The organism is Pseudomonas sp. GW822-FHT04H02 (assembly GCF_058800645.1).
Genome location: NZ_JBXAMM010000002.1, coordinates 545,067 through 568,975 on the forward strand (window position 1 = coordinate 545,067; position 23,909 = coordinate 568,975).

A 23,909-nucleotide genomic window follows, 5' to 3' on the forward strand; every position below is an offset into this window, starting at 1 on the left:
ATGTTTTGCTTTTGCCTGGATTATTCATCGCATTGCGCTGTTTTACACTCTGTGCCTCGTTTTTATTCGCTGGAGAGTCAGGATGATCAAGTCACGTGCTGCCGTAGCCTTCGAGGCCAAGAAGCCGCTGGAAATCGTCGAAGTGGATGTCGCCATGCCCAAGGCGGGCGAGGTGCTGCTGCGGGTCGTCGCCTCCGGCGTCTGCCACACCGACGCCTACACGCTGTCTGGTGCCGACCCTGAAGGCATCTTCCCGGCGATCCTCGGCCACGAAGGCGGTGCGGTGGTGGAGGCGGTGGGCGAGGGCGTGACCTCGGTGGCTGTGGGTGACCATGTGATCCCGCTGTACACCCCGGAATGCGGCAAGTGCAAATTCTGTCTGTCGGGCAAGACCAACCTCTGTCAGGCCATTCGCGCCACCCAGGGCAAGGGCCTGATGCCTGATGGCACCACGCGTTTTTCCTACAAGGGTCAGCCGATTTTCCACTACATGGGTACCTCGACCTTTTCCGAGTACACCGTGCTCCCGGAAATCTCCGTGGCCAAGATTCCCAAGGAAGCGCCGCTGGAAAAGGTCTGCCTGCTGGGGTGCGGCGTGACCACCGGGATCGGAGCGGTGATCAACACCGCCAAGGTCAAGGCCGGTGACACCGTGGCCATCTTCGGCCTGGGCGGCATTGGGCTGTCGGCGGTCATCGGTGCGGTCAAGGCCAAGGCCGGGCGTATCATCGCCATCGATATCAACCCGGCCAAGTTCGAGATCGCCAAGCAACTGGGCGCCACCGACTGCGTCAATCCGAAGGATTTCGACCGTCCGATTCAGGAGGTCATTGTCGACATGACTGATGGCGGCGTGGATTTCTCCTTCGAGTGCATCGGCAATGTGCAATTGATGCGTGCGGCCCTGGAGTGCTGCCACAAGGGCTGGGGCGAATCGGTAATCATCGGCGTGGCCGGTGCCGGCCAGGAAATCTCCACCCGTCCCTTCCAATTGGTGACCGGCCGGGTATGGCGCGGCTCAGCCTTTGGTGGCGTGCGCGGGCGCAGCGAGCTGCCAAGCTACGTGGAAATGTCCCAGACCGGCGAGATCCCCCTGGATACCTTCATCACCCACACCATGGGCCTGGAAGATATCAACAAGGCGTTCGACCTGATGCACGAAGGCAAGAGCATTCGCTCCGTCATTCACTTCTAAGAGCAGCGGCAAGCGGCAAGCCACAGGCGCCAAGCGGGAGTTCCGCTTGCGGCCCATGGCTTGCGGCGTGCCGCTGGAGGTCTGCCATGAGTCTGGAAAACCTTTCCTGCCAGAAAAGCTTCGGCGGCTGGCATAAACGCTACAAGCATCATTCCCGGGTGCTGGGCTGTGACATGGTGTTCGCCGTGTATTTGCCGCCCCAGGCCGAGCAGGGCGGCAAGCTGCCGGTGCTTTACTGGTTGTCCGGCCTGACCTGTACCGACGAGAACTTCATACACAAGGCCGGGGCTCAACGCATGGCTGCCGAGCTGGGCTTGATCATCGTCGCTCCGGATACCAGCCCGCGTGGCCCCGGCGTGCCCGGTGACCCGGACGGTGCCTGGGATTTCGGTCTGGGTGCCGGGTTCTACCTGAACGCGACGCAGGAGCCCTGGGCCCAGCATTACCGGATGCACGATTATGTGGTGAACGAGCTGCCGGAGCTGGTGGAGGCGCATTTTCCCGCTTCGCGCAAGCGTGGGATCAGCGGGCACTCCATGGGCGGTCACGGGGCACTGGTGTGCGCGCTGCGTAATCCGGGGCGCTATCAGTCGGTTTCGGCCTTCGCTCCCATCAGCAACCCGATGGATTGCTCCTGGGGGCAGAAGGCGTTTTCCCGTTACCTGGGGGAGGAGCGTTCACGCTGGCGCGAGTGGGATGCCAGCGTGCTGATCGCCGAAGCCACCGAGAAGCTGCCGTTGCTGGTGGATCAGGGGGATCGTGACGACTTCCTCGCCGGCCAGCTCAAGCCTGAGGTCTTGCAGCAAGCGGCAAAGAATGCCGGGCATGAGCTGACGTTGCGGATGCAGCCGGGGTACGACCACAGCTACTTCTTTATCGCCAGTTTCATAGACGACCACTTGCAGCACCATGCACGTGCTCTTAACGCCTAATACCTGCCAAAGCAGGTAGAATCACGCCCTGACTTTTTCGGGGCGTTTTTTTATGCGTATTGGCCACGGCTACGATGTGCACCGTTTCGCTGAGGGCGACTTCATCACGTTGGGGGGGGTGCGTATTGCCCACTATTTCGGGCTGCTCGCGCACTCCGATGGTGATGTGCTGTTACACGCACTCAGTGATGCCCTTCTGGGCGCTGCCGCGCTGGGTGATATCGGCAAGCACTTTCCGGACACCGATCCGCAGTTCAAGGGCGCCGACAGCCGTGTCCTGCTGCGTCATGTTGTCGCGCTGATTCATGCCAAGGGCTGGAAGATCGGCAACGTCGACAACACCATCGTCGCCCAGGCACCGAAAATGGCACCTCACATTGAAACCATGCGGGCCTTGATTGCCGAGGACCTGCAGGTCGAGCTGGACCAGGTGAACGTGAAGGCAACCACCACCGAAAAACTCGGCTTTGTCGGCCGCGAGGAAGGCATCGCCGTGCATTCCGTGGCCTTGTTGCAACGCCCATGAATGAACTGCAATTGTTGGGCCCGCGGGCCTATGGCGATGCCCTGGGCAGCGCCGTACTAAAGGCCACTGCCGAAGACTTCCAGGTTGATGAAGTACTCGATATCCCGCTGAGCGGGGAAGGCGAGCATCTGTGGCTGTGGGTGGAAAAACGCGGCTTGAACACCGAGGAAGCGGCGCGGCGGATCGCCAAGGCGGCGGGGGTGTCGTTGCGCACTGTCAGCTATGCCGGGCTCAAGGATCGCCAGGCGCTGACCCGCCAGTGGTTCAGTGTGCAACTGCCGGGCAAGGCCGATCCGGATCTTGGCGCAGCGGAAAATCACACTCTGAAGATCCTCGAGGCCACCCGCCACAAGCGCAAATTGCAGCGTGGGGCCCATGCCGCCAATGGCTTTACCCTGCGCCTGACAGAGCTCAAGGCGGATCAGGCAGCCATCGACGAGCGCCTGAAGAGAATTGCCGCTCAAGGTATTCCCAACTATTTCGGCGCCCAGCGCTTCGGCCACGACGGTGGCAACCTGGTGGACGCCCGTAGCTGGGCTGCCCGCCAGGCGCTGCCGGAGCAGCGCAATGTGCGTTCGCGCCTGTTGTCCACCGCCCGCAGCTACCTGTTCAACCAGGCACTGGCAGCGCGAGTGGCGGACGGCACTTGGCAGCAGGCGCAAGTGGGCGACTTGCTGGCATTTACCGACAGCCGCAGCTTTTTCATGGCCGGCCCGGATGAATGCACGGATCCGCGCCTGGCAATTCTTGACTTGCATCCCACAGGCCCGTTGTGGGGCGAAGGCGAGTCTCCGGCGGGTGGTGCGGTTCATGAACTTGAACAGCAGATGGCCGACCGCGAGGCGGCACTGTGCGAATGGCTGATAAAAGCCGGCATGAGCCACGAACGACGCATCCTGCGGCTGCCCATTGGCGGTTTGACGTGGCATTATCCCGAGCCTGATATTCTGCAACTGGAATTCGTCCTCCCGGCCGGATGTTTCGCCACCGCCTTGGTGCGTGAACTCGTCGATCTGGTGCCGGTGGGGCAGACGGACAGCTCATGCGCATTCTGATTTCTAACGATGATGGGGTAACTGCACCCGGTATCGCGGCGTTGCACGCTGCGCTGGCGGATTACGCCGAGTGCGTGGTTATCGCTCCGGATCAAGACAAAAGCGGCGCCAGCAGCTCGCTGACGCTCGACCGTCCGTTGCATCCGCACACCCTTGGCAACGGCTTTATCAGCATCAATGGCACCCCCACCGACTGTGTTCACCTGGGGCTCAACGGCCTGCTGGAGCATGACCCGGACATGGTGGTGTCGGGCATCAACCTGGGGGCCAACCTCGGTGATGACGTGCTGTACTCCGGGACGGTCGCCGCTGCATTGGAAGGGCGCTTCCTGCAACGCCCTGCGATCGCCTTTTCGCTGGTCTCGCGCCAGGTGGAGAACCTTGCTACCGCAGCCTATTTCGCGCGCAAGCTGGTGCAAGCCCAGGGCTTGCTGGATTTACCACCACGGACGGTGTTGAACGTGAATATTCCCAATCTGCCGCTTGATCATATTCGGGGCATCCAGCTGACCCGCCTGGGCCATCGCGCCCGTGCTGCGGCACCGATGAAGGTGGTCGACCCCCGCGGCAAGGCGGGTTACTGGATCGCTGCCGCCGGCGACGCCGAGGATGGCGGGCCCGGCACCGACTTTCATGCAGTGATGCAAGGCTACGTGTCTGTCACGCCGCTGCAGCTGGATCGCACCTTCAATGACGCGTTCAGGAGTTTGGATGGCTGGTTGGAGGGGCTGCGCTGATGGCTCGCGAGCAAGACGATCTGCTGCGGCGGGGAATCGGCATGACTTCCCAGCGTACCCGCGAACGCCTGATCCAGCGCCTGTATGACGAGGGGCTGTCCAACCCTCAGGTACTGGAAGTGATTCGGCGCACACCGCGGCATCTGTTTGTCGATGAGGCCCTGGCCCATCGTGCCTATGAAGACACGGCGCTGCCGATCGGCCACAACCAGACCATCTCCCAGCCTTATATGGTGGCCCGCATGAGTGAGCTGCTGCTGGCGGCCGGGCCGCTGGACAAGGTACTGGAGATCGGTACCGGCTCGGGCTACCAGACGGCGGTGTTGTCGCAGCTGGTGGAGCGGGTGTTTTCGGTGGAGCGGATCAAGGTCCTGCAAGACCGGGCCAAAGAGCGCCTGCAGGAATTGAACCTGCGCAACGTCGTGTTTCGCTGGGGCGACGGCTGGGAAGGCTGGCCGGCGCTGGCGCCCTATAACGGCATCATCGTCACTGCCGTCGCCACCGATATCCCCCAGGCCCTGCTCGATCAACTCGCGCCTGGCGGGCGCCTGGTGATTCCGGTGGGGGCAGGGGAGGTGCAGCAGTTGATGCTGATCATCCGTGAAGAACAGGGCTTTGCCCGGCACGTCCTGGGGGCGGTGCGTTTTGTGCCGTTGCTCAATGGTCCCCTGGCCTGAAGGCATTTATCAGGCTGGGGTGAATTCTGTCTGGCGGGCTGTGTCTTAGTGCCGTATCGATCGTCAATGAGTGATACGACGGCCAGAGGCAGGTTCTTGCGGCTGTCCTTGTGCTGGGCCAGCGGTAAAGCGCCTGTGTCCAGTTATACTTGCGTCACTTCACGCCTGAGTCAGGCAATCTATATCGTCAACCACCACAAAGGGAGCGGCGGGTGAGTCTCACAGTCATTGCGCAGCGTATGGGTACAACAAGCTTTCAGCGACTGATGATTGGCCTTGCCTTGAGTTCCTTGTTGGTCGGTTGCTCCAGCACCAAATCCAGCAGCGTGGGGGTGGTCGAGCGCAGTAACACTGTTGCGCCGCAGCGTCCTACGGTGACCACCGGGCAGTACGCGGTGCGTCGCGGAGACACCTTGTTTTCCATTGCCTTCCGCTATGGCTGGGACTACAAGGCGCTGGCCGCTCGCAACAACATCGCCGAGCCTTATACCATCCATCCCGGGCAGGTCATTCGCTTTGACGGCCGCACTGGCACTACGCCGGCAACGGTTGTTACCAGCACCCAGTCCAGTGCCTCTTCCTCCAGCAAGACCACGGTCATTCGTCGCCCGGCAGGCACCACGACAACGCCTGCAACTGCGACCACCACCAGCCCTGCGAGCAAGCCGGCGCCTGCTCCGGCTACCCCCGCGGGCCCCGCTCCTACGGGTTGGGGATGGCCTTCGAACGGTGTTCTGATTGGAAAATTTTCTTCAAACGGTAGTTTGAATAAAGGCATTGATATCGCCGGAGATTTGGGACAGCCTGTTTTAGCTGCGTCTGATGGGACGGTGGTTTACGCCGGGAGTGGCTTAAGGGGCTACGGCGAATTAGTCATCATCAAACACAACGAAACCTACGTCAGTGCTTACGGCCACAACCGCAAGCTATTGGTTCGGGAGGGACAGCAGGTCAAAGTCGGACAGACAATTGCCGAGATGGGATCAACTGGTACAGACCGGGTGAAACTGCACTTTGAGATTCGCCGACAAGGTAAACCTGTAGATCCGCTGCAATTCCTGCCACGTCGTTGATCCGTTACCAGCCTGTTCCGCTCACGTAGAGGGAACAGGCTCCAGCGTTGCCAGGGATAAAGGCGCCGCTTGAGCCTGAGGTCGAACTCACCAAAGGACTATAACAATGGCTCTCAGTAAAGAAGTGCCGGAGTTTGACATCGACGATGAGGTTCTCCTTATGGAGAGCAGCATCGATATGGATTCGATGTCGAATAATGAGGGGGCAACTCCACCTTCCGTTCGCACCAAATCCAAAAGCTCCGCTTCATTAAAGCAACACAAATACATTGATTACACGCGTGCACTCGATGCGACGCAGCTGTACCTCAATGAAATTGGTTTTTCTCCATTGCTCTCCCCCGAAGAGGAAGTGCACTTTGCGCGGTTGTCGCAAAGTGGTGATCCGGCCGGGCGCAAGCGCATGATTGAAAGCAACTTGCGGCTGGTGGTGAAAATCGCCCGGCGCTATGTCAATCGTGGCCTGTCGCTGCTGGACCTGATCGAAGAGGGCAACCTCGGGCTGATCCGAGCGGTGGAGAAGTTCGATCCGGAACGCGGCTTCCGCTTCTCGACCTATGCCACCTGGTGGATTCGTCAGACCATCGAGCGGGCCATCATGAATCAGACCCGGACCATCCGGTTGCCGATCCATGTGGTCAAAGAACTCAACGTCTACTTGCGCGCCGCCCGTGAGTTGACGCAAAAACTCGATCATGAACCCTCCCCCGAAGAAATCGCCAACCTGCTGGAGAAGCCGGTGGCCGAAGTCAAACGCATGCTCGGCCTGAACGAGCGGGTTTCTTCGGTTGATGTCTCCCTGGGCCCGGATTCGGACAAGACCCTGCTGGATACCCTGACCGACGACCGTCCGACAGATCCTTGTGAGCTGTTGCAGGACGACGATCTGTCACAAAGTATCGATCAGTGGCTTTCCGAATTGACCGAGAAGCAGCGCGAAGTGGTGGTGCGACGCTTCGGTCTGCGTGGACACGAGAGCAGCACCCTTGAAGATGTGGGCCTGGAGATCGGTCTGACCCGTGAACGGGTTCGGCAGATCCAGGTTGAAGGGCTCAAGCGCCTTCGGGAAATTCTCGAGAAGAATGGATTGTCCAGTGAGTCGCTGTTTCAGTAGCCACTGGATCGATTCACAAGAGCCCCGATCGACTCGGGGCTTTTTATTGCACGCAGCTTGTGGTTTTGAATGGGCTATTGCCAGAGAAGTTGGCTTAACTCTCAACCGTCATGTAAGCCAAAGATTACTTTTTCGTACGCATTCGGTTCTCGGCTACTTCTGCGTTGTCTAGTTTTGCGTAGGCTGTTTTTTATATTATTGATTTATATAATATTTTTTATGAAAGGCTATGAGTTTCGACAAAGTTTCACACGAATAGTGCGATTGCTCTTGCCGGGGAACTCTCTAATATCAGCCCTGTGTCGACGGATAGACACAGCCATCAAGGACGATGGTCAGGACATCGCAGGAAGCGATTCATCAGGACGATGAAAAGGAACACAGGGACTAGGGAAAAATGTGGGCGGGTCATACCGCCCCTTTTTTTCGTCTGTCGAAAAGTCCCGCCGGCATTTCCTTGCCCCAGAAACGCAAAAAGGCCCGCAAGGGGCCTTTGGGAACGCAGCTGCAATCAGCGTTCGAGATCCTTGATCTTGCCTTTGACGCCATCCCACTCTTCGGCATCCGGCAACGGATCTTTCTTTTCAGTGATGTTCGGCCAGATCTCTGCCAGCTCGACGTTCAACTGAATGAATTCTTGCATCTCTTCCGGGACTTCATCCTCGGAGAAAATCGCTACAGCGGGGCATTCAGGCTCACACAGTGCGCAATCAATGCACTCATCCGGGTGAATCACCAGGAAGTTCGGGCCTTCGTAAAAGCAGTCCACCGGACAGACTTCTACGCAGTCGGTGTACTTGCACTTGATGCAGTTGTCGGTGACGACGAAGGTCATTTCTAATTCTCTCCTCAGGCGGCGGCAGCGGAGCCCCTACATGACGGGGTCGCCAGGTTTGGGAGCGATAGTCTGCGCAACCAGGCTAATAGTCCGCAGCATCCCAAACCGCGCGAGATTCTAACAGCTTGAAGGCGTTCGCGTTAGATGCGTGTCTTCAATGTATAGAGCATTTCCAGTGCTCGGCGTGGCGTCATGTCATCCAGATCCAGCTTGGCCAGGTCGTCGAGCACCGGGTGCGGCAGGCTGGCGAACATGTCGCTTTGTTGCGGAACCGAGGGTTTGCCCGGCGCTTGAGGCGCCACTTCATGGGGCAAGCTGGTGGTTTCCAGGCGGCTCAAGTGCTCCCGGGCGCGGGTGATGACTGCGCTGGGAACCCCGGCCAGCTGGGCTACCGCCAGCCCATAGCTCTGGCTGGCTGGGCCTGGAAGTACATGGTGCAGGAACACAATGCGCTCATTGTGCTCGGTGGCATTGAGGTGCACGTTGGCCACCAGCGGCTCGCTTTCCGGCAGTACCGTCAGTTCGAAATAGTGGGTGGCGAACAGGGTATAGGCGCGCAGGTGGGCGAGACGTTCTGCCGCAGCCCAGGCCAGGGAAAGTCCGTCAAAGGTGCTGGTACCGCGTCCCACTTCGTCCATCAGCACCAAGCTGCGTTCCGTTGCGTTGTGCAGGATGTTCGCGGTTTCGCTCATTTCCACCATGAAGGTCGAACGGCCGCCGGCCAGGTCGTCGCTGGAGCCGATACGGGTGAAGATCCGGTCCACCAGGGACAGCTCGCAGCTCGCCGCCGGGACGAAGCTGCCGATATGGGCCAGCAGCACGATCAGGGCCGTCTGGCGCATATAGGTGGATTTACCGCCCATGTTCGGACCGGTGATCACCAGCATCCGCGTGTTGTCGTCCAGGCTCAGGTCGTTGGCCACGAACGGCGTGGTCAACACTTGCTCCACCACCGGGTGACGACCCTGGGTGATGCGCATGCAAGGTTCGCTGACAAAACGTGGGCAGTTGAAGTCCAGGTTCAAGGCGCGCTCGGCCAGGTTGCTCAGCACGTCCAGCTCAGCCAGGGCACCAGCGGTATCCTGCAACGGCGGCAAATGGCTGATCAGGGTTTCCAGGAGCGCGTCGTAGAGCATCTTCTCCCGGGCCAGGGCACGGCTCTTGGCCGATAGCGCCTTGTCTTCGAACGCCTTGAGTTCCGGAGTGATGAAGCGCTCGGCGCCTTTCAATGTCTGGCGGCGAATGTAGTCCGCCGGGGCCTGTTCGGCCTGCTTGCTTGGCAGCTCGATGAAATAGCCATGGATACGGTTGTAGCCGACCTTGAGGTTGGCCAGGCCGGTACGGGCTTTCTCGCGGGCTTCCAGGTCAATCAGGAACTGTCCGGCGTTCTCGCTCAGCGACTGCAGCTCGTCGAGCTCGGCGTCGTAGCCGGTCTTGAGTACACCGCCGTCACGGATCACCGCCGGCGGGTTGTCGATGATGGCCTTGGCCAGCAGAGCGGCCAGTTCCGGGTAGGTGCTGGTGGTGGCGGCCAGCTGATTGAGGTGAGTGGCCTCCAGCTCGGTCATGGCTTCTTGCAGCTCGGGCAGTGCAGCCAGGGCATCACGTAGACGGGCCAAGTCCCGCGGACGGGCATTGCGCAGGCCGATTCGCGCCAGAATCCGCTCGATATCGCCGATTTCCTTCAACTGCGGTTGCAACCGTTCGAAACGGTAGCCGTCCAGCAGGCAAGTAATGGAGGACTGGCGCGCTTCCAGGACCTTGAGGTCGCGCAGCGGGCGGTTCAGCCAGCGGGTCAGCAAACGGCTGCCCATGGCGGTCTGGCAGCGGTCGACCACCGATTGCAGGGTGTTGTCGCGCCCGCCCGCCAGGTTGGTGTCCAGTTCCAGGTTGCGACGGCTAGCACCGTCCAGCACCACGGTGTCATCCAGGCGCTCATGACGCAGGCTGCGCAGGTGGGGCAGGGCGGTACGCTGGGTTTCCTTGGCATAGCTGAGCAGGCAACCGGCGGCGCCGATGGCCAGGGTCAGGGTTTCGCAGCCAAAGCCCTTGAGGTCCTGGGTAGAGAACTGCTGGCAGAGGCTCTTGTGCGCCGAGTCCCGCTCGAAATCCCAGGGGGCACGGCGTCGCACACCGCGGCGTTTTTCTGCCGGCAAGCCTTGTGGCCAGTCGTCGGGGATCAGCAGCTCCACTGGGTTGATCCGCTCCAGCTCGGCCAGCAGATTCTCCCAGCCCCTGATCTCCAGGACGCTGAAGTTGCCGCTGGTGATGTCCAGCACCGCCAGGCCGAACAGACGCTCGTCGCCCAGCACGGCGGCGATCAGGTTGTCGCGGCGCTCATCCAGCAGAGCCTCGTCACTCACGGTGCCTGGCGTGATGATACGCACCACCTGGCGTTCCACCGGGCCCTTGCTGGTCGCCGGGTCCCCCACCTGTTCGCAGATCACCACCGACTCGCCGAGCTTTACCAGCTTGGCCAGGTAGCCCTCGGCGGCGTGGTAAGGAATACCGCACATGGGAATCGCCTGGCCGGCCGACTGCCCGCGCGCCGTCAGGGTGATGTCCAGCAGCTTGGCGGCCTTCTTCGCGTCTTCATAGAAGATCTCGTAGAAGTCGCCCATGCGGTAGAACATCAACTGATCAGGGTGCTGGTTCTTGAGGCGCCAGTACTGCTGCATCATCGGCGTATGGGAGGATAAGTCAGAAATTGCTTTATTCATCAACGAGTTATGTATGTCGTTAGAAAGGTGTGGGGCATTTTGGGGGCGTTCTTGGAAAATAATTTCCGTGCAGTTTTTTTGGTAATGCCTCCGCCAAGCCATTTAAGCTAGAAAGGGTATCACGCATCCACGATGCTCAGGGACTGCGTTCCGAGCACCCTAAAGCGGCTTTCGGATGTCTGAGAAATGAGCTGTGTCTGGAAGAAATCGCCATGGATTTCGTAGGCGGCATAACCTACACTCCGCGCAAGGTGTAATAGTATTGCTTGTGAACTGTTGGTTCTTGTGTGATGGCGTTTCTGGTGGGGCCTCCCGCTATGTCCAATGTGCAGGGGCATTCAGTTCACTTGGGCGTCCGGTATGTTCAGTTTTGGGAGTAGTCAGGTGTCAGGATTGGGGATGGGGAGAAAGCTTCCTACAAAGCTCGCCAAAGAGCCGATGATTGAGGCTGTCTTTGAGATGCGTTTCGAAAGTCCCGCGCCTATAGCAGCAATGCTACCTGGAATCCTCTATAGCAAACTGGATGGAGAGCTCTCCATGGAGCAGTCACCTATCCATGCTATGCCTAAAGAAATTCGTGATGCTGACCCAAACTTTTCGCACGTTCCATTAACGAAATGCAGTTGGGGTAATTATTGGCTGCTGGTCGGTGATCGTGTTTTTTCAGTTGCTTCCAAGCTTCCCTACGCAGGCTGGACTGACTTTCAAGAAAAGATAATTACCGCTTTTACTGTGGTTTTGAATGCCGGAGTTATTTCAACCGTAAATCGATGCTCAATAAAATATGTTGATATTCTTGACTCGATTCCGTTGAAGCCTTCTGAATGTTTTAATATGGATTTGAAGGTTGGCGAACTTTCTGGAATAGATGATTTTCATGTCAAGGTTGGTGTTTCTGAAGCTGGAGTTTTACATACAGTTCAGTTGGTTTCTCAAGCCATGACAAGACTAACTAATGGACGGGATTTGCAGGGCGCGCTGATTGATGTCGATTCTGTGATTGATATCGCCAATGAGGACTCGCAAATGTTTTTGAATAGCTTGAGTGAGCGAGCAGAGAAGCTCCATAGCGCCAATAAAAAGGCGGTTTTTGAAGCTATTTCTGATGCGGCTTTGAGCTATCTGGAGCCGAGCTATGAGTAATTATAGTGTTGTTGCAATCCCTGCAACTATAGGCGCTATGGCTGGCTTGGTTTTAATTGGTGCCACTTGTGCAGAGCTGCCAAGGCGGGAGAATTCCATGGATAGGATACGACCAATTGTTTCGAGTCTTTCTAATGTCACTAAATATGCTGAAAACACCAAGAGTCCGACCTTTGGATTAAACAAAGGAACTAGTGTCGCTACCACTGATGAGTTGCTGCAGCAGGCTTCATTGAGTTTTTCTGCTGGTATTAGCAATGGTTTAGAAACCTTGGGTGCTGAGTACCTTGAGGTAGTGGAAGATAATTTTTGGGATTTAGTGCTTAGGTAGATTTAGGTTGATGGATATCGCCGGGTTTGACTATAAGGATTTTCTACCCTATTACTTGACTGAAGATCAAAAGCGCGGCTTGGCTCGTGCGTTAAAGGATTACTCAAGTGTTTCCAATATTTACACTCAGGCACTTCAGGGAGAGGTCCTTCAGGGTGACTGTTGGGAGGGTATCCCATATATAGATTTGTCTGGAAGAAAAGAGAATATCCAGGCGATTATTCTTTCTAACTCTTGTGATATAGATCAGGGTAATGCTAGGCATACACCTGTTTATATTAGTTATGCTCCTTTAGTTAATCTAAAGGTGTATGAGGCTCTTCTTTTAAAGAAGCTTCCTGAAAAGGATGTTAAGGGCGCAATCGAGGCAATTAAAAATCAGCGTACAACCAATGTGCTGTACCTTCCCGCTTCCGTCGAGGGAACGGTTGATAGTGTTGTCATGTTGAATATGATTTCATCGATAACTTATAAGGCTTTTGAGGCTCAAGCTGAAAAGCGAAAGGTTCGGTCGCTTAATCAGCTTGGTTTTTATCTGCTTTCTTTCAAACTGTCGATCCATTTCTGTCGTATGCATGAAGCAATTTATCGTGCTTGAAATGTTTTTATGCGATTTCTGAGTGATTGCTTTTTGTTCGTCGCTCTTATGGGTTGTGTTTTTTTTCTGAGATTGATTGGCTCTAGAGTGTTCAAATTAATGTGTGTTTTTGGCTTTAATAGATGGCTCTACAGAGCCCAGGCTTAGCTGTTGGCGGATAAGTTTTCCCAGATTCGGGAAAGCTCGCTTTGAGACTCATCGTCCATCCACTTAGCATAGACTTCGACCAGCATGGTGAAGTCTTTGTGACCCATCTGTTTCGCGATAAACGCAAGGTTGCCACGTGCAGTCAAGCACCAGCACGCATAGGTGTGTCGGGTCTGATAAGGGCGGCGTGGCCTGATTTGCGCTCGATGCTGTATGGCCGCCCACTTGGTATTCCAAGCTGTTGGAACGAACCACTTGTTGATCACTTTCTTGCGCGCTTGGGTAGCTGGTGATAGCAGCGGTGTTGCGTGTCCGGTGCGGCTTTCGTGCCGGTTGTGGTAGATGTTGATCTCTTCCGGCTTGTCACCATTGACCAAGTCCATTAACACTTTGCATGCCTCGATTGCCGGAGGCATCAGCATCACTGTACGGGGCTTGCCGGTCTTGGGCAGTTTGAATGTACCTCGTGCGGTGATGGCCCTGGTTATCCTTATTTGGCCCTGATCTAGATCTATGTCTTCTACAGCCAGGCCGCATAGCTCGCCGGGGCGTAGGCCGGTATATACAGCCAGAGTTACGGCGGCTGAGTCCTGGCGATGAAGGCAGCCCTTCGTTATGAGCAAGTCGAACTCGGTTTGTGTCAGTGGGTCGGGCTCTCGATCTTGCATGGCAAAGCGAATGCACGCGGCCGCCAGCCCCTCTCGGCAGTATCCATTGCTTTCGCACCAACCCAGGAAGCCGGCGAAGGTCGCGAGGTAATGGTTCGCAGTCGATGGTGCCCGCTCTGCGATCAGTAGGGTCCTGAGCAGTTGGATATCTTCAGGCAGCAATGTGCCGGCAAGGCGATCCTTGCCCACCAGGTGAGTGCATATATCAAGTGCATAACCGTACTTCTCTTCGGTTTCCGGAGTGATATCAACAGCCTTGAGCGGCTTATATCGCTCAAGGAGTGCACTGAGGCGTTCGTCTCTGGCACTGCTGTAGTTGGTGGCGTGCTTCGAGTTTGGAAAGTGCCGGCCATAATCAAAGTGGCCGGTTTTGATCTCATGAATAATTGCCGCCCTTAGAAGGGCGGCGTGTTTGATGTTGGCTTTGGTGATAGGCAAGCCCAAGGATTCGCGGCAGCGTATCCGCCGCCACATGAATACGACGCGCAAATTGCCGCCGTGTATCTCAATGCCCTTGTGCTTTGCCAGTTCTGTCTCTAAGCCGCTTCCTGGGGTGCGCTCTCGGCCCACTTGTCATACTCCGTCATGTTGATTGCAATGCGGCCATCAGGTGTCTTGCGCCAAATTCGCCCCTGGGCCCAGGTTCCGTTCTTTACCTTGTGGCGGATGGCGTCTTCGCTGTACCCGGTGAGTTCGGCAGCTCGGCAGATCATTACCCAGCGTGGCAGGTTCATGCGGCCTCCTTTAGTTGATCGGTTTGGCGCCATGGGTCATTTGCTTGGGCGATGGCTGCCATTGGTGGCGGGCTCACGCTGTTGCCGCACATGTGAACCTGCTGGGTCTTAGTGAACGGCTTTCCGTCGGCGCCGTGGCTGATGATGTAGTCGTCGGGGAAGCCCTGAGCCTTGTACAGCTCGGAGGGCTGCAGCATCCGCAGGCAGATATCGACGATCACATAGGGGGTGCCCTTGATGGTGACGGTTACCAGACCAAGGCGGTCCCTGGTGGTAATCGTTGGGGCCGGCTCGTTTGCAGCGCTCACGTTCTCGGCGCCGTAGTAGCTGATCAGGAATGCGGCGACCCGCAGGGCGCCCTCTTCGTGCTCAGGCGATAGGGTGTACTCGACCAGGCCGTGATGGGGGCCGGCTGCGCTGACAGTGTGCAGCGGTTCGGCGCAATCCTTCGCATCGCAGTTGCCGCGCAGGTGCAGCAGGTTTGCCGTCACCAGCTGTTGCTGGCTGCCGGTGTTGGTAACCGTGGTCATCGGATCCTCGATGCTCTTGGCTACCGTGGTGTTGAAGCCACCATTCATCTGGGCCATGAACGCAGTCACCACTGATCGGTGGTTCTGAGTCATCAGGGTGCCGGCAGGCAGGTCAATTGGCGCCGGCTTGCCGGAGTACTCAGGGCCCCCGGTACCCACCAGCACAGCGCCGGCTATGGCGTGCTTGACGCCGCCGGCAACAACGGTGCCCAGCGGCTGGTCAAGGCCAGGCACTCTGGGTTCCTGGCCGGTGCGCTCGCCGTATCCGGTTTGGATCAGGGTTGGGCTGATCAAGGTCAGCTCGCCGCGATTCGCGCAGGTCACAGTCGGTAGTGGGGCGGACGGGTCGTTGGTCCGGTCGCTGCCCTGGTGTGTTGCTGGCGCGATGATCGGGCTGGCCATGGCGAACGATCCGCCGCGGGGCCAGGACGTCACGGTCCGCAGCGGCTCATGGGCTGACTGCACGCTGTCGCCGGACCAATTCGCAATAGGCACGATGAACGGGTCAGCGGCATCGATGAGATACTTCTTCATGCCCTTGGCTATTCGCCGCTGGGTTGCAGGTGCCAGCGGCTTGGGCCGGTCGAAGATGCTTTTGCTTGGGATGGTCCAGTCGATGCACTCGGCGGCGGTGCGCCACTTCTTCTGGCCTTTGGCCGGGTTCTTGGCATGGGTTGGCTCTGGCCACACGATGGGCTGGCCGTCGCAGCGGGCGATCATGAACAGGCGTTCCCGACTTGTCGGCGCGCCGAAGTCGCACGCCTTGATCACGCGCCATTCGACGGCATAGCCCAATCCTTCCAGCAGTTGTACAAAACGGCGCCAAGTGGTGCCGCGACGTTTCGGGTCAGGTACCAAGAACTGATTCGATACCGGCACGTGCTCTCCTACATCGGCAACCCGGTTGATTTTGCTCTTGGGTTTGGTGGGGTGCTGTACCAGGTCGAGGGTGACTACTCGACCGGTCGCCTTGTCGCGCTTGGCGATCAGCGGCCCCCACTGCAGGATCTGCTTCACGTTCTCCAGGCTGATGACCCGGGGCTTCTTCTTGCCGCCCCACTTAAGACCGATCCACGACAGGTTGCGGATCTCGCGCTTGCGTGGCTGGCCGCCGGCAGCCTGGCTGTGGTGGGTGCAATCGGGGCTCATGTGAAACCAGCCAACGCGGCGGCCTTGGCATTCTTCGTCGGGGTCGCCGTCGAACACGTCGGTGGTGTAGTGCCGGGCGTGCTGGTGGTTGGCGGTGTGCATGCTGATCGCGGCGGGGCTATGGTTCTTGGCCACATCGACCGTGCGGCCTAGGCCTATCTCCAGCCCCGTGCCTGCGCCGCCGCCACCGCAGAAGAAGTCGACAATGATCTCATCATCCTGGGCGTTGAAGCTTAGGGAATACTGGGTCTTGAAGTTGAATGGAGGTGCTTTCAGGGAGGTCATGCTGCGTCCTCCTGGCCCAGCTCGCGGGCTTCGCGCTGCTGGTGCAGTTCGTAGGCTTCCCGAAGTGCTTCGCGTACATGCGGATAGCCCTCGGTGTCTGCCTCATGCGGGAAGGTGATTGTGCTGTTCTCAAGGCCGCCCCAGAGGTCGCCGTGGGTGTTGAGCCATTCAATAAGTCGGGTGTCCAGCGATTCGCTGTTTTGCGCGGTAGCGGCGGTGACGGTATGGAAGACTCGATAGGCCAGGGCGCGGGCTTGTGCGGCCAGGGCGTCTGCTTTTTTCTGGACGGGGGCAGTCCCTGGGATTGCCTTGTACGTCGTGGCAGCAAGGCCCAGGGCCTTGGCGATGCTGATCAGGGTCTGGTGGTCTTCCAGGGTGAAGGGTTGCGCCTTGAGCTGGCGCTGGCGGGTGTTGTGGTCGGCGAGCTGCTTTTTCAGTTCCTCGCGGCTCTCGACAGCTCGGGCCAGATCGTTGTTCAGGGCATAGATCCGGTCGCGGTCGTCTGCTGTGGCGCGTGCCAAGGCGCGCAGGAACGCCCGGCGGATGAAGTAGGCCAGTAAGGCCAGCCCAACCAGTTGGCCTATAGCGATGATGATCAGGTGTTGAGTTTGCATGTGCTGTGATCCTCGTTAGAGCCCGCCGCCGGACGGATAAGTGGTGAGAGGACGGCGGCGGGGTGTTGCAGGTGGTTACGCCAGGTTGAAGCTGCCGATGGTCACGGTGCCGACCTTGCTGTGGTCGACCACGCCTGCAGCGACTTCTGGAAGCGCGTGGCCGATCTGGCTGGCGAAGACTCCGGCGTTGAGTTCGCCGATGAATTCGGCGGTGTCGGTTGGTTTCATGTGCTGTGTCTCACTGGATGTTCGCCCCTGGACGGCAGGGGCTACCGTTGTCAGGCCGCCGCTTTCTCCGCTTGGGCGTCGAGGTAGGCGGCCAGGTTGTGCAGATAAACCACGGGTTTGGCGCGTGCAGACCCGTGAAGGCGCGTCACGATCAGCTTCACCCGGCCCTTTTTGATTTCGCTGAGCAGATGCCGGTCAGTGCGGATGTGCGCGAAATACTGCTCCCGCACCGCTGCCAGAGTGGGGCAGGGGGTGGCGAACTGGCGCCGCAGTTGGTCGAGGGTTTCGCTCATGTGCTTGCCTCCCCGGCCCCCACGTCGGCGGGCTGCAGCTTGAGGCGGATCAGTTCCGCCAGCCCCTCTTTGCTGGCGCCTCGGGCGGCGGCGCAGATCAGGCCGCGTTCATCCGCCACGACGGCCCCGAAGGGCGTCTCGGGGACATTGGTCGGGGTGACGTAAGCAATCTGGCCGGGTTGGAGCACGCTGCTGACGCACCGATAAACCTCCGCCAACTCGACTGCACACGCGGGCATGCTCGCCAGAGCCAGCGTGGCCTCATTGGCGGTGCCGATCAGGGTGGCCTTGCTCACGGTGCCGGGGCTGGTCAGGTAGATCGGGATCAGAGCCAGGGCGCCGAGTGCTTGGGTGTAGGCGTTGAAGTAGTTGGTCTTCATGCTGCGGCGTCCTTGTTCGTGATGGTGATGCCCAGTTTTTTTGCCAGCCACGGCACACCTGCCTCGGTGACCATGACGACGGCGTAGTGCTTGTAGCGGCCGGTTTTGCCGATCTGCACGCTGCGCGGATCTGAAAACAGGTGGCCCTGGTCGCGGTGGTGGCTGGCCAGGTCGCCATCCTTTGAAAGAATGCGCAGCTCGCGGAGCTTTGCGCGGAATGCGCGGGGCTTAAGCCCGAGCACTGCCGCTGTTTCGTCCAGGGTGCGGTTCATGGTGGCCACCTCAGGCTGCGGCCTGGTCCAGGGAGCGACGCCGGATGACTACAACGCAGTTGTCTATCAGGCACCGCAGATGCTCTCGGTTCCGGGTGTTGAGAACGGTCAGGTCGGGCTGCTTGATGTGAATGCCGGCTTCGCTGACATGCGGGTTCACTTTCGCCGCGTCGGGTCGCTCGATGTGGATGATGGTGCCGCCGCGCTGGCGGATAAATTCGGCTTCGTTTTCGAAACGCACGTCGCTGACGACGAAGCCGACCACGCTCGACAGCGAGTTTTGTAGGTAGTTGAGGTTCTGCTCTGCGATCCTCACCCACACGTCTGGGTGCACCATCTGGCGGGCCCACTCGGTGCCCATCGACTGCATCAGTTCACGCGGGGACCGGCCAAGCCAGGCCAGGGGCTGCTCTTTGCGCTCGCCTTCGAAGTCGTCCGGGTCGAGGTTGAAGATCTCCATGAGCCCGGAGCGCAGCGGGTCGGCGAAGGCGTAGTGCTCCAGCAGGTGGTTGCGCACCAGGTGGTCAGCGGCTGTGGATTTTCCCGAGCGAGCCGGGCCGGCAAGGCCAATCAGCAATGGTTTCATGCTGCGTCACCCCCGAACGGGCCGAGGTCTACCGGTTTGGCGGCGGCAGTGCGGCGGGTGGTTGCGATCACCAGTAGGCCGGTCTGGCGCTGGATCTTGTCGACGGCTTCGGGGCTAGTGCAGGCTGCTGGGTGGAGGTACACCGGGCAGCGTGCGGGTCTGTGCTGTGTAGTGGTTTGCATGTCTCGTACTCGTGGTGAGAGGTGTACGGGACGTAAATTACAATTGAAAGACGTATCCAACAAGATATTTTTTAAAAGACAATTTTGTAACCCACAAAAAAACCCGCTGAATGCGGGTTTTTTTGATGAGCGGACGATCTATCTATAGGCCGAATGCCAAAATACTCGGCCAAGGATAATCACTCGCTGCTCTCTGATTTGCTCTGGGGAGTACTCTTCATCTGGGTGTTCTTCCCGATTGTAGCTGCGCAGTCGTATGCCGCCGGATGGGAGCCGATACAGAAGCTTCACTCGCAAGTGGTCATTGTGGATGAGGGCATACATCTCGCCGTCCTGTACAACGCTCCGTCCTTTATCGACACCTACTGTGCTTCCGTGAGGGAGGGCAGGCTCCATGCTATTGCCGTAGACCGAAACGCAAACGACATCTTGTGGCTTGATACCAAGCTGGCTCAGTTTCTCTTTGGAAAAGCGAAGGTCAGTTTTCTCTTGTGATCTAACTTCGGTGCGGCCCGGTGTGTCAGGTGAGTCATGCTGTTTGAGAAGTGGTGATATCAGCTCATCGACCTCAACCTGATCGGTGCTTATCTCGTGAGAATTTTGTTCAATTCGAATGTTGGGAGGGCTTTCGGGTGTGGCTGTCAGTTCTGAAAACATGACCCTTGAAACTTCATCCCAGCCCAGACCCAGCGCGGTTGCAATCTGCATCATGTGGCGTGATGTCTGAGATTTTCCTCTTTCGTAAGCTGCATATGATTGTTGCGACAGTCGGTCGGGAGGAGAGAGTCCTTCAGAAACTTTGTTCGCCAGCTCTTCCTGGGTGAGGTTCATCGCAAGGCGCTTTGCCTTGAAAAGTTTGGCGACAGGGCTTGGTGTCATTGAGAGATCAATCATTCGGGAAGGCTACAAAGTGTTTTGTTAATTTTCAAACGTCAAAAAGACGTTTTGTTTTCACAAAAAAAGACGTAAGCTTTGGTAGAACACAGATTCTGAGGTCGCGATGAATAGTTCAGAAGCGTCACGAGAAGCATTTGCTGAGGCAATTGAGTTGGTAGGGGGGCAGGCGGCTTTCGCAAAACGTCTGTCAGGCCCAGGCAGGCAAATTTCTCAACAGTTGGTTTCTTACTGGTTAAAAAAGGGAGAGATTCCTGCGGATCTCGTTCTCTCAACTGAGCTACTTACTGGGGTAAGCCGCTTTCGTCTGCGACCAGATGTCTTCTGTCTTCCTGATTGGGCAACGGCTTCGTTAGTGGCCTAAAGGTGCTGGTCCGGGGCCTCTCACCACAAGATTTCCCCGGCCCAGCGGTGGCAGCACCAGCACATGAATACCGCCACTTGAAACACCGGCCTGGAACCTCTCACCAAAGAAACACCAGGCCGGCTGCAGCGACTTACACGAGGTACATGCAAGTCGCTGCATAGGCGTCGGTCCGGGGTCTCTCACCACAAGAACTCCCCGGATCGACTGGAACGATGAGCCGTGCTGCACAGCACGATTCGCACAGCACACCGGTCGTGGGTTGGATGATAGGGCGTGCCCTAACGTCTGGCTACACCGTAACAGGGGCATTTACGGTTATGAGTCGCACAGATCTGTTGCCGGACGCTGGTCCGGTCCTTTCTCTGCGCAAGGCACTTTATCGTGCCGGGCGCGACTATCACGGCGGAATCACCTCGCTGGCCCATGACATGGTCATGGAGTACGACGAGTTGCAGAAGAAGCTGAAATTCGATGAGGAGCGCCGCTGGCTGACCCCTGATGACCTTGAAGAGGTCATTAGGCTTACTCAGTACCCGCCATTGCTCGATGCGCTGATGCGTCCGGCTGGGGTGGTTTGGTACAAGCCAGTTCCGGTGCCTGCTACAGGTGATGCGCTCAAGGCCGTCGGCAAGTTGCTGGCGGAAACCGGTGAGTTTGTTTCAAGCATGCACGCCGGGGCGGCTGACAGCATCTGGGAACCGCATGAAGTGGCGACCCTGGATAAGCATGGCGTCGATGTGATCCGGGCAGTGCTTGGGATCATGGCGGGCGCACGCCAGGCCATGGAGGGACGCGATCGTGGCTGATGACATCGACCGGGCCAACGATCAGGCCGAGTACCTCCTTCAAGTGGCATTGAGTCGCCGCCAGCGGCAAGCGACAACCGCCGCCAGCGCGGAGTTCTGTGAAGACTGCGATGATCCGATCCCGTCCCTTCGCCAGCAGATGGTCCGAGGTTGCCAGACCTGCGTCAGTTGCCAAGAGTTGCGGGAGGCGCGGCGATGAGCGGCGATAAAATTCCGCTTCAACTCTGCGACCTTCCAGCCCTTCTGCAGTACATCAGCCCTGACCAGCGTGACACGTGGGTCGAGGTTGGAATGGGTTTGAAGTCAGAGTTCGGGCAGGAGGGTTACGGGCCCTGGAACATTTGGAGCCAGAGCAGCAAGACATACGACGGCAAGGCCGCCTTATCGGTGTGGAAGTCGTTCAAGAAAGCCGGCACTGGCATGGGCACGGTGCTCAAGATGGCGCTCGACGCTGGCTGGCGCCCCGACAAGACCGAAATGACCGCCGAGGAAAACCGACGGTTCGCGGCTGAGGCAGAGTTGCGGCGTAAGCAGCGCCAGGCCGAGGTTGAAGCCGATGAGGCTTTGCTTGAGGAGATGCGGGCACTTGTCGCCGATTGCTGCCAGAAGATCTGGACAGAACATTGCCAGTCTGAAGGCCATAGCCCTTACCTGGATCGGAAACAGGTCGGTGCGTTCGGTATCGGCTTCTTCAAGACTACCGTCATTCTGTCGATTGACGATCACAACAAGCGCTGCCAGATCTGGTCGGGCAGCAACGCCATGCAGTTCTTCAATAGCTTGCCCAAGCCTCGACCAGACTCGTTGAGCTTTCTTGTGTTCAAGCCGGGCACAGTTGCCGTGCCGTTACGGGATGCATCAGGAAAGCTCTGGAGCTTGCAGGCGATCAACGCGCAGGGCACCAAGCTGTTTCCCAAGTACGGGCGTAAGTCTGGATGCTTCCATGTTCTTGGCCCTGTCGATGACCCGCTAGACATCGCGCTTGCTGAGGGATACGCCACGTCTGCCAGTGTGCACATGGCTTTGGTCTGGCCCGTGGCGATGGCTGTCGACTCGGGCAACCTACCTGCTGTTGCGCGGGCGCTTCGTGGCCAGTTTCCCGCTGCTCGTTTGCTGGTGGCCGGTGACGATGATCCCGATGCGAAAGGTAATCCAGGTAGGACCAAGGCCGAAGCTGCTGCCTCGGCCAATGGCGGCTTCGCGGCCTTTCCGATTTCGTTGGAGCAGGCATAAATGGCAATCGACTGGAACGACCTGCACTGCAAGTCTGGTTTGGATGCAGTACGTGAGCAACTGCTGGGGGCCTTGAAGCCTGGAGCATCCGCACAATCTCCCGATGACTCTGGTGATATTTACGCAACGTCCCCCGAGCTTCTTCCCCGCGCCCCTTCTTCTGAGTGCGAAGGACCAGATGAAAAAGCGCTTACTCACACCCCCGGGGAGGGGGGAGGGTTCCGCATCAGTGAGCAGGAGCTGCTTCGTGACTTCGTAGTGATATATGGAATGGACGTGGCGTGGGATTGTGCACGCTCGCGGATGATCAAGCTGTCGGCAATCCGTGAGGCCGTTGGGCGGACGCGCTACAAGTGGTGGCAGGAAAGCGAGCATCGGCGCATGGCTCAAGACGTCGTATTCGATCCCACCGAGCAATGCGGGCCGCTGATGTTGAACCTATACGACGGCTTTCACGCAAAACCCGATCCTCGGGGGGCGGATGGGTGTTTGCTGATTCGCAAGCACTTGGGGCTGCTCTGCAACAACCGGACTGACGAATACCTATTCCTGTTGAAGTGGATTGCTTATCCGCTCCAGCACCCGGGGACAAAAATGGCGACCGCCGTGGTGATGTTCGGTGCCGAGGGCCCAGGTAAGAGCTTGCTGTGGGAAAAGGTTCTGCGTCGAATCTACGGCGACTACGGCACCACCATCGGTCAGGCTCAGTTGGAAAGCCAGTTCACAGGCTGGCAGAGCCGCAAGCTGTTTGCCCTGGCCGAGGAGGTTGTCAGCCGCGAGGAAATGCGTCACTACAAGGGCGTGCTCAAGCACCTTGTGACGGGCGAGACGTTACAGATCAACGAGAAGAACATGCCGGTCAGGGAGGAGCGCAACCACCTCAATTTCGTGTTCCTGTCCAACTCGACGGTGCCTCTGGCACTGGATGACGGGGATCGGCGCTACCTGGTGCTTTATGTTGATCGAGTGCCGCCGCCGGACTACTTCATAGACTTGGTGAATGAGATTGATAACGGCGGCATTGAGGCGTTTTACCACTACCTGATGAATCTGGACTTGACTGGTTTCGGTCCACACTCCAAGCCCCCTTTGAACGAGGAGAAGCAGGGCCTGATCGATGGCAGTTTGCCGGCGCCGCGCTACTTCGTTCGGCGATGGCTGGCTGGTGAGACTGAGTTCCCTGTGACCGCCGCTGTTACCCAAGAGGACCTCTGGCGGGCGTTCTGCAAATGGTGTGATGGGGCCAATGAGTTCAAGCGACGACAACGTGACTTCACCCAGGAGGCTGTGCGGGACTTGAAGCAAGCTCGGCCGGACATTCGTTATCCGACCAAGAGTGATGACTTCAAGACGACGCGAATCTACGTGACGCCCGCATTCCTTGCGGAGAAACAGACCTTGGGGCGCGATTGGGCAGGTAAGGCTGGACTTGAATGCCGGAAGTTTGCGACGGCTTTCGACAGGCGATCACTGCCTATGCCGGGGGATTTCTGATTCCGACATTCCGACAACATTCCGACAATCAAAAAACACGGGTTATGCCCAATAGATATTGGCATTCCGACAATCCGACAGACTTTTTAGGATTGCTCATGTGCGCGT

The 23,909-nt window shown here is 58.2% G+C and carries 27 protein-coding genes and 1 pseudogene; 16 read left to right on the forward strand and 12 right to left on the reverse strand.

Going from position 1 to position 23,909, the window contains the following annotated elements; all coding sequences use genetic code 11:
* Nucleotides 1-82 precede the first annotated feature (82 nt).
* From AC1RMG_RS09130 to rpoS, 8 genes are all read left to right on the forward strand, one after another.
* Nucleotides 83-1,195: an S-(hydroxymethyl)glutathione dehydrogenase/class III alcohol dehydrogenase gene (locus AC1RMG_RS09130; RefSeq protein WP_011059547.1), complete on the forward strand. Its 1,113-nt coding sequence runs from the start codon at nt 83-85 to the stop codon at nt 1,193-1,195.
* An 86-nt stretch (nt 1,196-1,281) separates the two neighbouring features.
* Nucleotides 1,282-2,127 (forward strand): S-formylglutathione hydrolase, encoded by an 846-nt coding sequence (gene fghA, locus AC1RMG_RS09135; protein ID WP_493168994.1) that lies wholly within the window; start codon nt 1,282-1,284, stop codon nt 2,125-2,127.
* A gap of 52 nt (nt 2,128-2,179) precedes the next feature.
* Nucleotides 2,180-2,653 carry a 2-C-methyl-D-erythritol 2,4-cyclodiphosphate synthase gene (ispF, locus tag AC1RMG_RS09140; protein ID WP_493168996.1) on the forward strand — a complete coding sequence of 158 codons (474 nt, stop codon included), beginning with the start codon at nt 2,180-2,182 and terminating at the stop codon, nt 2,651-2,653.
* A complete protein-coding gene (gene truD / locus AC1RMG_RS09145) occupies nt 2,650-3,708 on the forward strand; it encodes a tRNA pseudouridine(13) synthase TruD (protein ID WP_011059550.1) in 1,059 nt (352 codons plus the stop codon). The genes ispF and truD overlap by 4 nt, the downstream gene beginning before the upstream one ends.
* Complete coding sequence (surE, locus tag AC1RMG_RS09150) at nt 3,696-4,445, forward strand: 5'/3'-nucleotidase SurE (protein WP_011059551.1); 750 nt, start codon at nt 3,696-3,698, stop codon at nt 4,443-4,445. Before truD ends, surE begins: the two co-directional genes overlap by 13 nt.
* Before the next feature lie 41 nt (nt 4,446-4,486).
* The gene (locus AC1RMG_RS09155; protein WP_169892832.1) at nt 4,487-5,122 is read left to right on the forward strand and encodes a protein-L-isoaspartate(D-aspartate) O-methyltransferase; all 636 of its coding nucleotides are present in this window, start codon (nt 4,487-4,489) and stop codon (nt 5,120-5,122) included.
* Nucleotides 5,123-5,334: 212 nt separating this feature from the next.
* Nucleotides 5,335-6,195, forward strand: coding sequence for a peptidoglycan DD-metalloendopeptidase family protein (locus tag AC1RMG_RS09160; RefSeq protein WP_183001392.1), 861 nt, complete (start codon nt 5,335-5,337; stop codon nt 6,193-6,195).
* 106 nt (nt 6,196-6,301) lie between these two features.
* A complete protein-coding gene (gene rpoS / locus AC1RMG_RS09165) occupies nt 6,302-7,309 on the forward strand; it encodes an RNA polymerase sigma factor RpoS (protein WP_011059554.1) in 1,008 nt (335 codons plus the stop codon).
* A 511-nt stretch (nt 7,310-7,820) separates the two neighbouring features.
* On the opposite strand, the gene fdxA is transcribed toward rpoS, so the two are convergent.
* Nucleotides 7,821-8,144, reverse strand: coding sequence for a ferredoxin FdxA (gene fdxA, locus AC1RMG_RS09170; RefSeq protein ID WP_011059555.1), 324 nt, complete (start codon nt 8,142-8,144; stop codon nt 7,821-7,823).
* 143 nt (nt 8,145-8,287) lie between these two features.
* Complete coding sequence (mutS, locus tag AC1RMG_RS09175; protein ID WP_493169299.1) at nt 8,288-10,855, reverse strand: DNA mismatch repair protein MutS; 2,568 nt, start codon at nt 10,853-10,855, stop codon at nt 8,288-8,290.
* A gap of 411 nt (nt 10,856-11,266) precedes the next feature.
* Between mutS and AC1RMG_RS09180 the strand changes: the two genes are divergently transcribed.
* The 3 genes from AC1RMG_RS09180 to AC1RMG_RS09190 are packed head-to-tail and all read left to right on the forward strand — an operon-like array spanning nt 11,267 to nt 12,939.
* Nucleotides 11,267-12,010: a TIGR04255 family protein gene (locus AC1RMG_RS09180; RefSeq protein ID WP_493168999.1), complete on the forward strand. Its 744-nt coding sequence runs from the start codon at nt 11,267-11,269 to the stop codon at nt 12,008-12,010.
* Nucleotides 12,003-12,341 carry a hypothetical protein gene (locus AC1RMG_RS09185; RefSeq protein WP_493169001.1) on the forward strand — a complete coding sequence of 113 codons (339 nt, stop codon included), beginning with the start codon at nt 12,003-12,005 and terminating at the stop codon, nt 12,339-12,341. Before AC1RMG_RS09180 ends, AC1RMG_RS09185 begins: the two co-directional genes overlap by 8 nt.
* Nucleotides 12,342-12,351: 10 nt before the next feature.
* A complete protein-coding gene (locus AC1RMG_RS09190) occupies nt 12,352-12,939 on the forward strand; it encodes a hypothetical protein (protein ID WP_493169003.1) in 588 nt (195 codons plus the stop codon).
* Nucleotides 12,940-13,082: 143 nt separating this feature from the next.
* On the opposite strand, the gene AC1RMG_RS09195 is transcribed toward AC1RMG_RS09190, so the two are convergent.
* From AC1RMG_RS09195 to AC1RMG_RS09240, 10 genes and pseudogenes are all read right to left on the reverse strand, one after another.
* The gene (locus AC1RMG_RS09195; protein WP_493169005.1) at nt 13,083-14,324 is read right to left on the reverse strand and encodes a site-specific integrase; all 1,242 of its coding nucleotides are present in this window, start codon (nt 14,322-14,324) and stop codon (nt 13,083-13,085) included.
* Entirely contained in the window at nt 14,291-14,488 is a 198-nt protein-coding gene (gene xisR, locus AC1RMG_RS09200) for an excisionase family protein (RefSeq protein ID WP_493169007.1), read from the reverse strand. Before xisR ends, AC1RMG_RS09195 begins: the two co-directional genes overlap by 34 nt.
* On the reverse strand, nt 14,485-16,452 hold the full coding sequence (locus AC1RMG_RS09205; RefSeq protein WP_493169009.1) for a DNA cytosine methyltransferase: 1,968 nt from the start codon (nt 16,450-16,452) through the stop codon (nt 14,485-14,487). Before AC1RMG_RS09205 ends, xisR begins: the two co-directional genes overlap by 4 nt.
* Nucleotides 16,449-17,066, reverse strand: a complete 618-nt coding sequence (locus AC1RMG_RS09210; protein WP_493169011.1) for a hypothetical protein — start codon at nt 17,064-17,066, stop codon at nt 16,449-16,451. Before AC1RMG_RS09210 ends, AC1RMG_RS09205 begins: the two co-directional genes overlap by 4 nt.
* A 96-nt stretch (nt 17,067-17,162) precedes the next feature.
* Nucleotides 17,163-17,294 (reverse strand): annotated as a pseudogene (locus tag AC1RMG_RS09215) (YfdP family phage-associated protein); the annotation flags it as partial.
* A 50-nt stretch (nt 17,295-17,344) separates the two neighbouring features.
* Nucleotides 17,345-17,587, reverse strand: coding sequence for a pyocin activator PrtN family protein (locus AC1RMG_RS09220; protein ID WP_493169013.1), 243 nt, complete (start codon nt 17,585-17,587; stop codon nt 17,345-17,347).
* A complete protein-coding gene (locus AC1RMG_RS09225) occupies nt 17,584-17,967 on the reverse strand; it encodes a hypothetical protein (protein ID WP_493169015.1) in 384 nt (127 codons plus the stop codon). The genes AC1RMG_RS09220 and AC1RMG_RS09225 overlap by 4 nt, the downstream gene beginning before the upstream one ends.
* Complete coding sequence (locus AC1RMG_RS09230) at nt 17,964-18,239, reverse strand: phage antirepressor KilAC domain-containing protein (protein ID WP_493169017.1); 276 nt, start codon at nt 18,237-18,239, stop codon at nt 17,964-17,966. Before AC1RMG_RS09230 ends, AC1RMG_RS09225 begins: the two co-directional genes overlap by 4 nt.
* 10 nt (nt 18,240-18,249) lie before the next feature.
* Nucleotides 18,250-18,825: a deoxynucleotide monophosphate kinase family protein gene (locus AC1RMG_RS09235; protein ID WP_493169019.1), complete on the reverse strand. Its 576-nt coding sequence runs from the start codon at nt 18,823-18,825 to the stop codon at nt 18,250-18,252.
* A gap of 320 nt (nt 18,826-19,145) precedes the next feature.
* Nucleotides 19,146-19,886 carry a S24 family peptidase gene (locus AC1RMG_RS09240; protein WP_493169021.1) on the reverse strand — a complete coding sequence of 247 codons (741 nt, stop codon included), beginning with the start codon at nt 19,884-19,886 and terminating at the stop codon, nt 19,146-19,148.
* A gap of 121 nt (nt 19,887-20,007) precedes the next feature.
* On the opposite strand from AC1RMG_RS09240, the gene AC1RMG_RS09245 reads away from it, so the two are divergent.
* The 5 genes from AC1RMG_RS09245 (at nt 20,008) to AC1RMG_RS09265 (ending at nt 23,801) form a co-directional block, all read left to right on the forward strand.
* A complete protein-coding gene (locus AC1RMG_RS09245; protein ID WP_493169023.1) occupies nt 20,008-20,265 on the forward strand; it encodes a transcriptional regulator in 258 nt (85 codons plus the stop codon).
* A 320-nt stretch (nt 20,266-20,585) separates the two neighbouring features.
* Nucleotides 20,586-21,074 carry a phage regulatory CII family protein gene (locus tag AC1RMG_RS09250; RefSeq protein ID WP_416759595.1) on the forward strand — a complete coding sequence of 163 codons (489 nt, stop codon included), beginning with the start codon at nt 20,586-20,588 and terminating at the stop codon, nt 21,072-21,074.
* A complete protein-coding gene (locus tag AC1RMG_RS09255) occupies nt 21,067-21,273 on the forward strand; it encodes a TraR/DksA C4-type zinc finger protein (RefSeq protein WP_416759597.1) in 207 nt (68 codons plus the stop codon). The genes AC1RMG_RS09250 and AC1RMG_RS09255 overlap by 8 nt, the downstream gene beginning before the upstream one ends.
* Nucleotides 21,270-22,307: a PriCT-2 domain-containing protein gene (locus tag AC1RMG_RS09260; RefSeq protein WP_493169026.1), complete on the forward strand. Its 1,038-nt coding sequence runs from the start codon at nt 21,270-21,272 to the stop codon at nt 22,305-22,307. Before AC1RMG_RS09255 ends, AC1RMG_RS09260 begins: the two co-directional genes overlap by 4 nt.
* The gene (locus AC1RMG_RS09265; RefSeq protein ID WP_493169028.1) at nt 22,308-23,801 is read left to right on the forward strand and encodes a DUF5906 domain-containing protein; all 1,494 of its coding nucleotides are present in this window, start codon (nt 22,308-22,310) and stop codon (nt 23,799-23,801) included.
* Nucleotides 23,802-23,909: the final 108 nt, after the last annotated feature.

Excerpts from the sequence above, each read along its gene's own strand:
- AC1RMG_RS09130 (WP_011059547.1), top strand. The coding sequence starts at position 83 with ATGATCAAGTCACGTGCTGCCGTAGCCTTCGAGGCCAAGAAGCCGCTG.
- fghA (WP_493168994.1), top strand. The coding sequence starts at position 1,282 with ATGAGTCTGGAAAACCTTTCCTGCCAGAAAAGCTTCGGCGGCTGGCAT.
- ispF (WP_493168996.1), top strand. The coding sequence starts at position 2,180 with ATGCGTATTGGCCACGGCTACGATGTGCACCGTTTCGCTGAGGGCGAC.
- truD (WP_011059550.1), top strand. The coding sequence starts at position 2,650 with ATGAATGAACTGCAATTGTTGGGCCCGCGGGCCTATGGCGATGCCCTG.
- surE (WP_011059551.1), top strand. The coding sequence starts at position 3,696 with ATGCGCATTCTGATTTCTAACGATGATGGGGTAACTGCACCCGGTATC.
- AC1RMG_RS09155 (WP_169892832.1), top strand. The coding sequence starts at position 4,487 with ATGACTTCCCAGCGTACCCGCGAACGCCTGATCCAGCGCCTGTATGAC.
- rpoS (WP_011059554.1), top strand. The coding sequence starts at position 6,302 with ATGGCTCTCAGTAAAGAAGTGCCGGAGTTTGACATCGACGATGAGGTT.
- fdxA (WP_011059555.1), bottom strand. The coding sequence starts at position 8,144 with ATGACCTTCGTCGTCACCGACAACTGCATCAAGTGCAAGTACACCGAC.
- AC1RMG_RS09180 (WP_493168999.1), top strand. The coding sequence starts at position 11,267 with ATGGGGAGAAAGCTTCCTACAAAGCTCGCCAAAGAGCCGATGATTGAG.
- AC1RMG_RS09185 (WP_493169001.1), top strand. The coding sequence starts at position 12,003 with ATGAGTAATTATAGTGTTGTTGCAATCCCTGCAACTATAGGCGCTATG.
- AC1RMG_RS09190 (WP_493169003.1), top strand. The coding sequence starts at position 12,352 with ATGGATATCGCCGGGTTTGACTATAAGGATTTTCTACCCTATTACTTG.
- xisR (WP_493169007.1), bottom strand. The coding sequence starts at position 14,488 with ATGAACCTGCCACGCTGGGTAATGATCTGCCGAGCTGCCGAACTCACC.
- AC1RMG_RS09205 (WP_493169009.1), bottom strand. The coding sequence starts at position 16,452 with ATGACCTCCCTGAAAGCACCTCCATTCAACTTCAAGACCCAGTATTCC.
- AC1RMG_RS09210 (WP_493169011.1), bottom strand. The coding sequence starts at position 17,066 with ATGCAAACTCAACACCTGATCATCATCGCTATAGGCCAACTGGTTGGG.
- AC1RMG_RS09220 (WP_493169013.1), bottom strand. The coding sequence starts at position 17,587 with ATGAGCGAAACCCTCGACCAACTGCGGCGCCAGTTCGCCACCCCCTGC.
- AC1RMG_RS09225 (WP_493169015.1), bottom strand. The coding sequence starts at position 17,967 with ATGAAGACCAACTACTTCAACGCCTACACCCAAGCACTCGGCGCCCTG.
- AC1RMG_RS09230 (WP_493169017.1), bottom strand. The coding sequence starts at position 18,239 with ATGAACCGCACCCTGGACGAAACAGCGGCAGTGCTCGGGCTTAAGCCC.
- AC1RMG_RS09235 (WP_493169019.1), bottom strand. The coding sequence starts at position 18,825 with ATGAAACCATTGCTGATTGGCCTTGCCGGCCCGGCTCGCTCGGGAAAA.
- AC1RMG_RS09240 (WP_493169021.1), bottom strand. The coding sequence starts at position 19,886 with ATGACACCAAGCCCTGTCGCCAAACTTTTCAAGGCAAAGCGCCTTGCG.
- AC1RMG_RS09245 (WP_493169023.1), top strand. The coding sequence starts at position 20,008 with ATGAATAGTTCAGAAGCGTCACGAGAAGCATTTGCTGAGGCAATTGAG.
- AC1RMG_RS09250 (WP_416759595.1), top strand. The coding sequence starts at position 20,586 with ATGAGTCGCACAGATCTGTTGCCGGACGCTGGTCCGGTCCTTTCTCTG.
- AC1RMG_RS09260 (WP_493169026.1), top strand. The coding sequence starts at position 21,270 with ATGAGCGGCGATAAAATTCCGCTTCAACTCTGCGACCTTCCAGCCCTT.
- AC1RMG_RS09265 (WP_493169028.1), top strand. The coding sequence starts at position 22,308 with ATGGCAATCGACTGGAACGACCTGCACTGCAAGTCTGGTTTGGATGCA.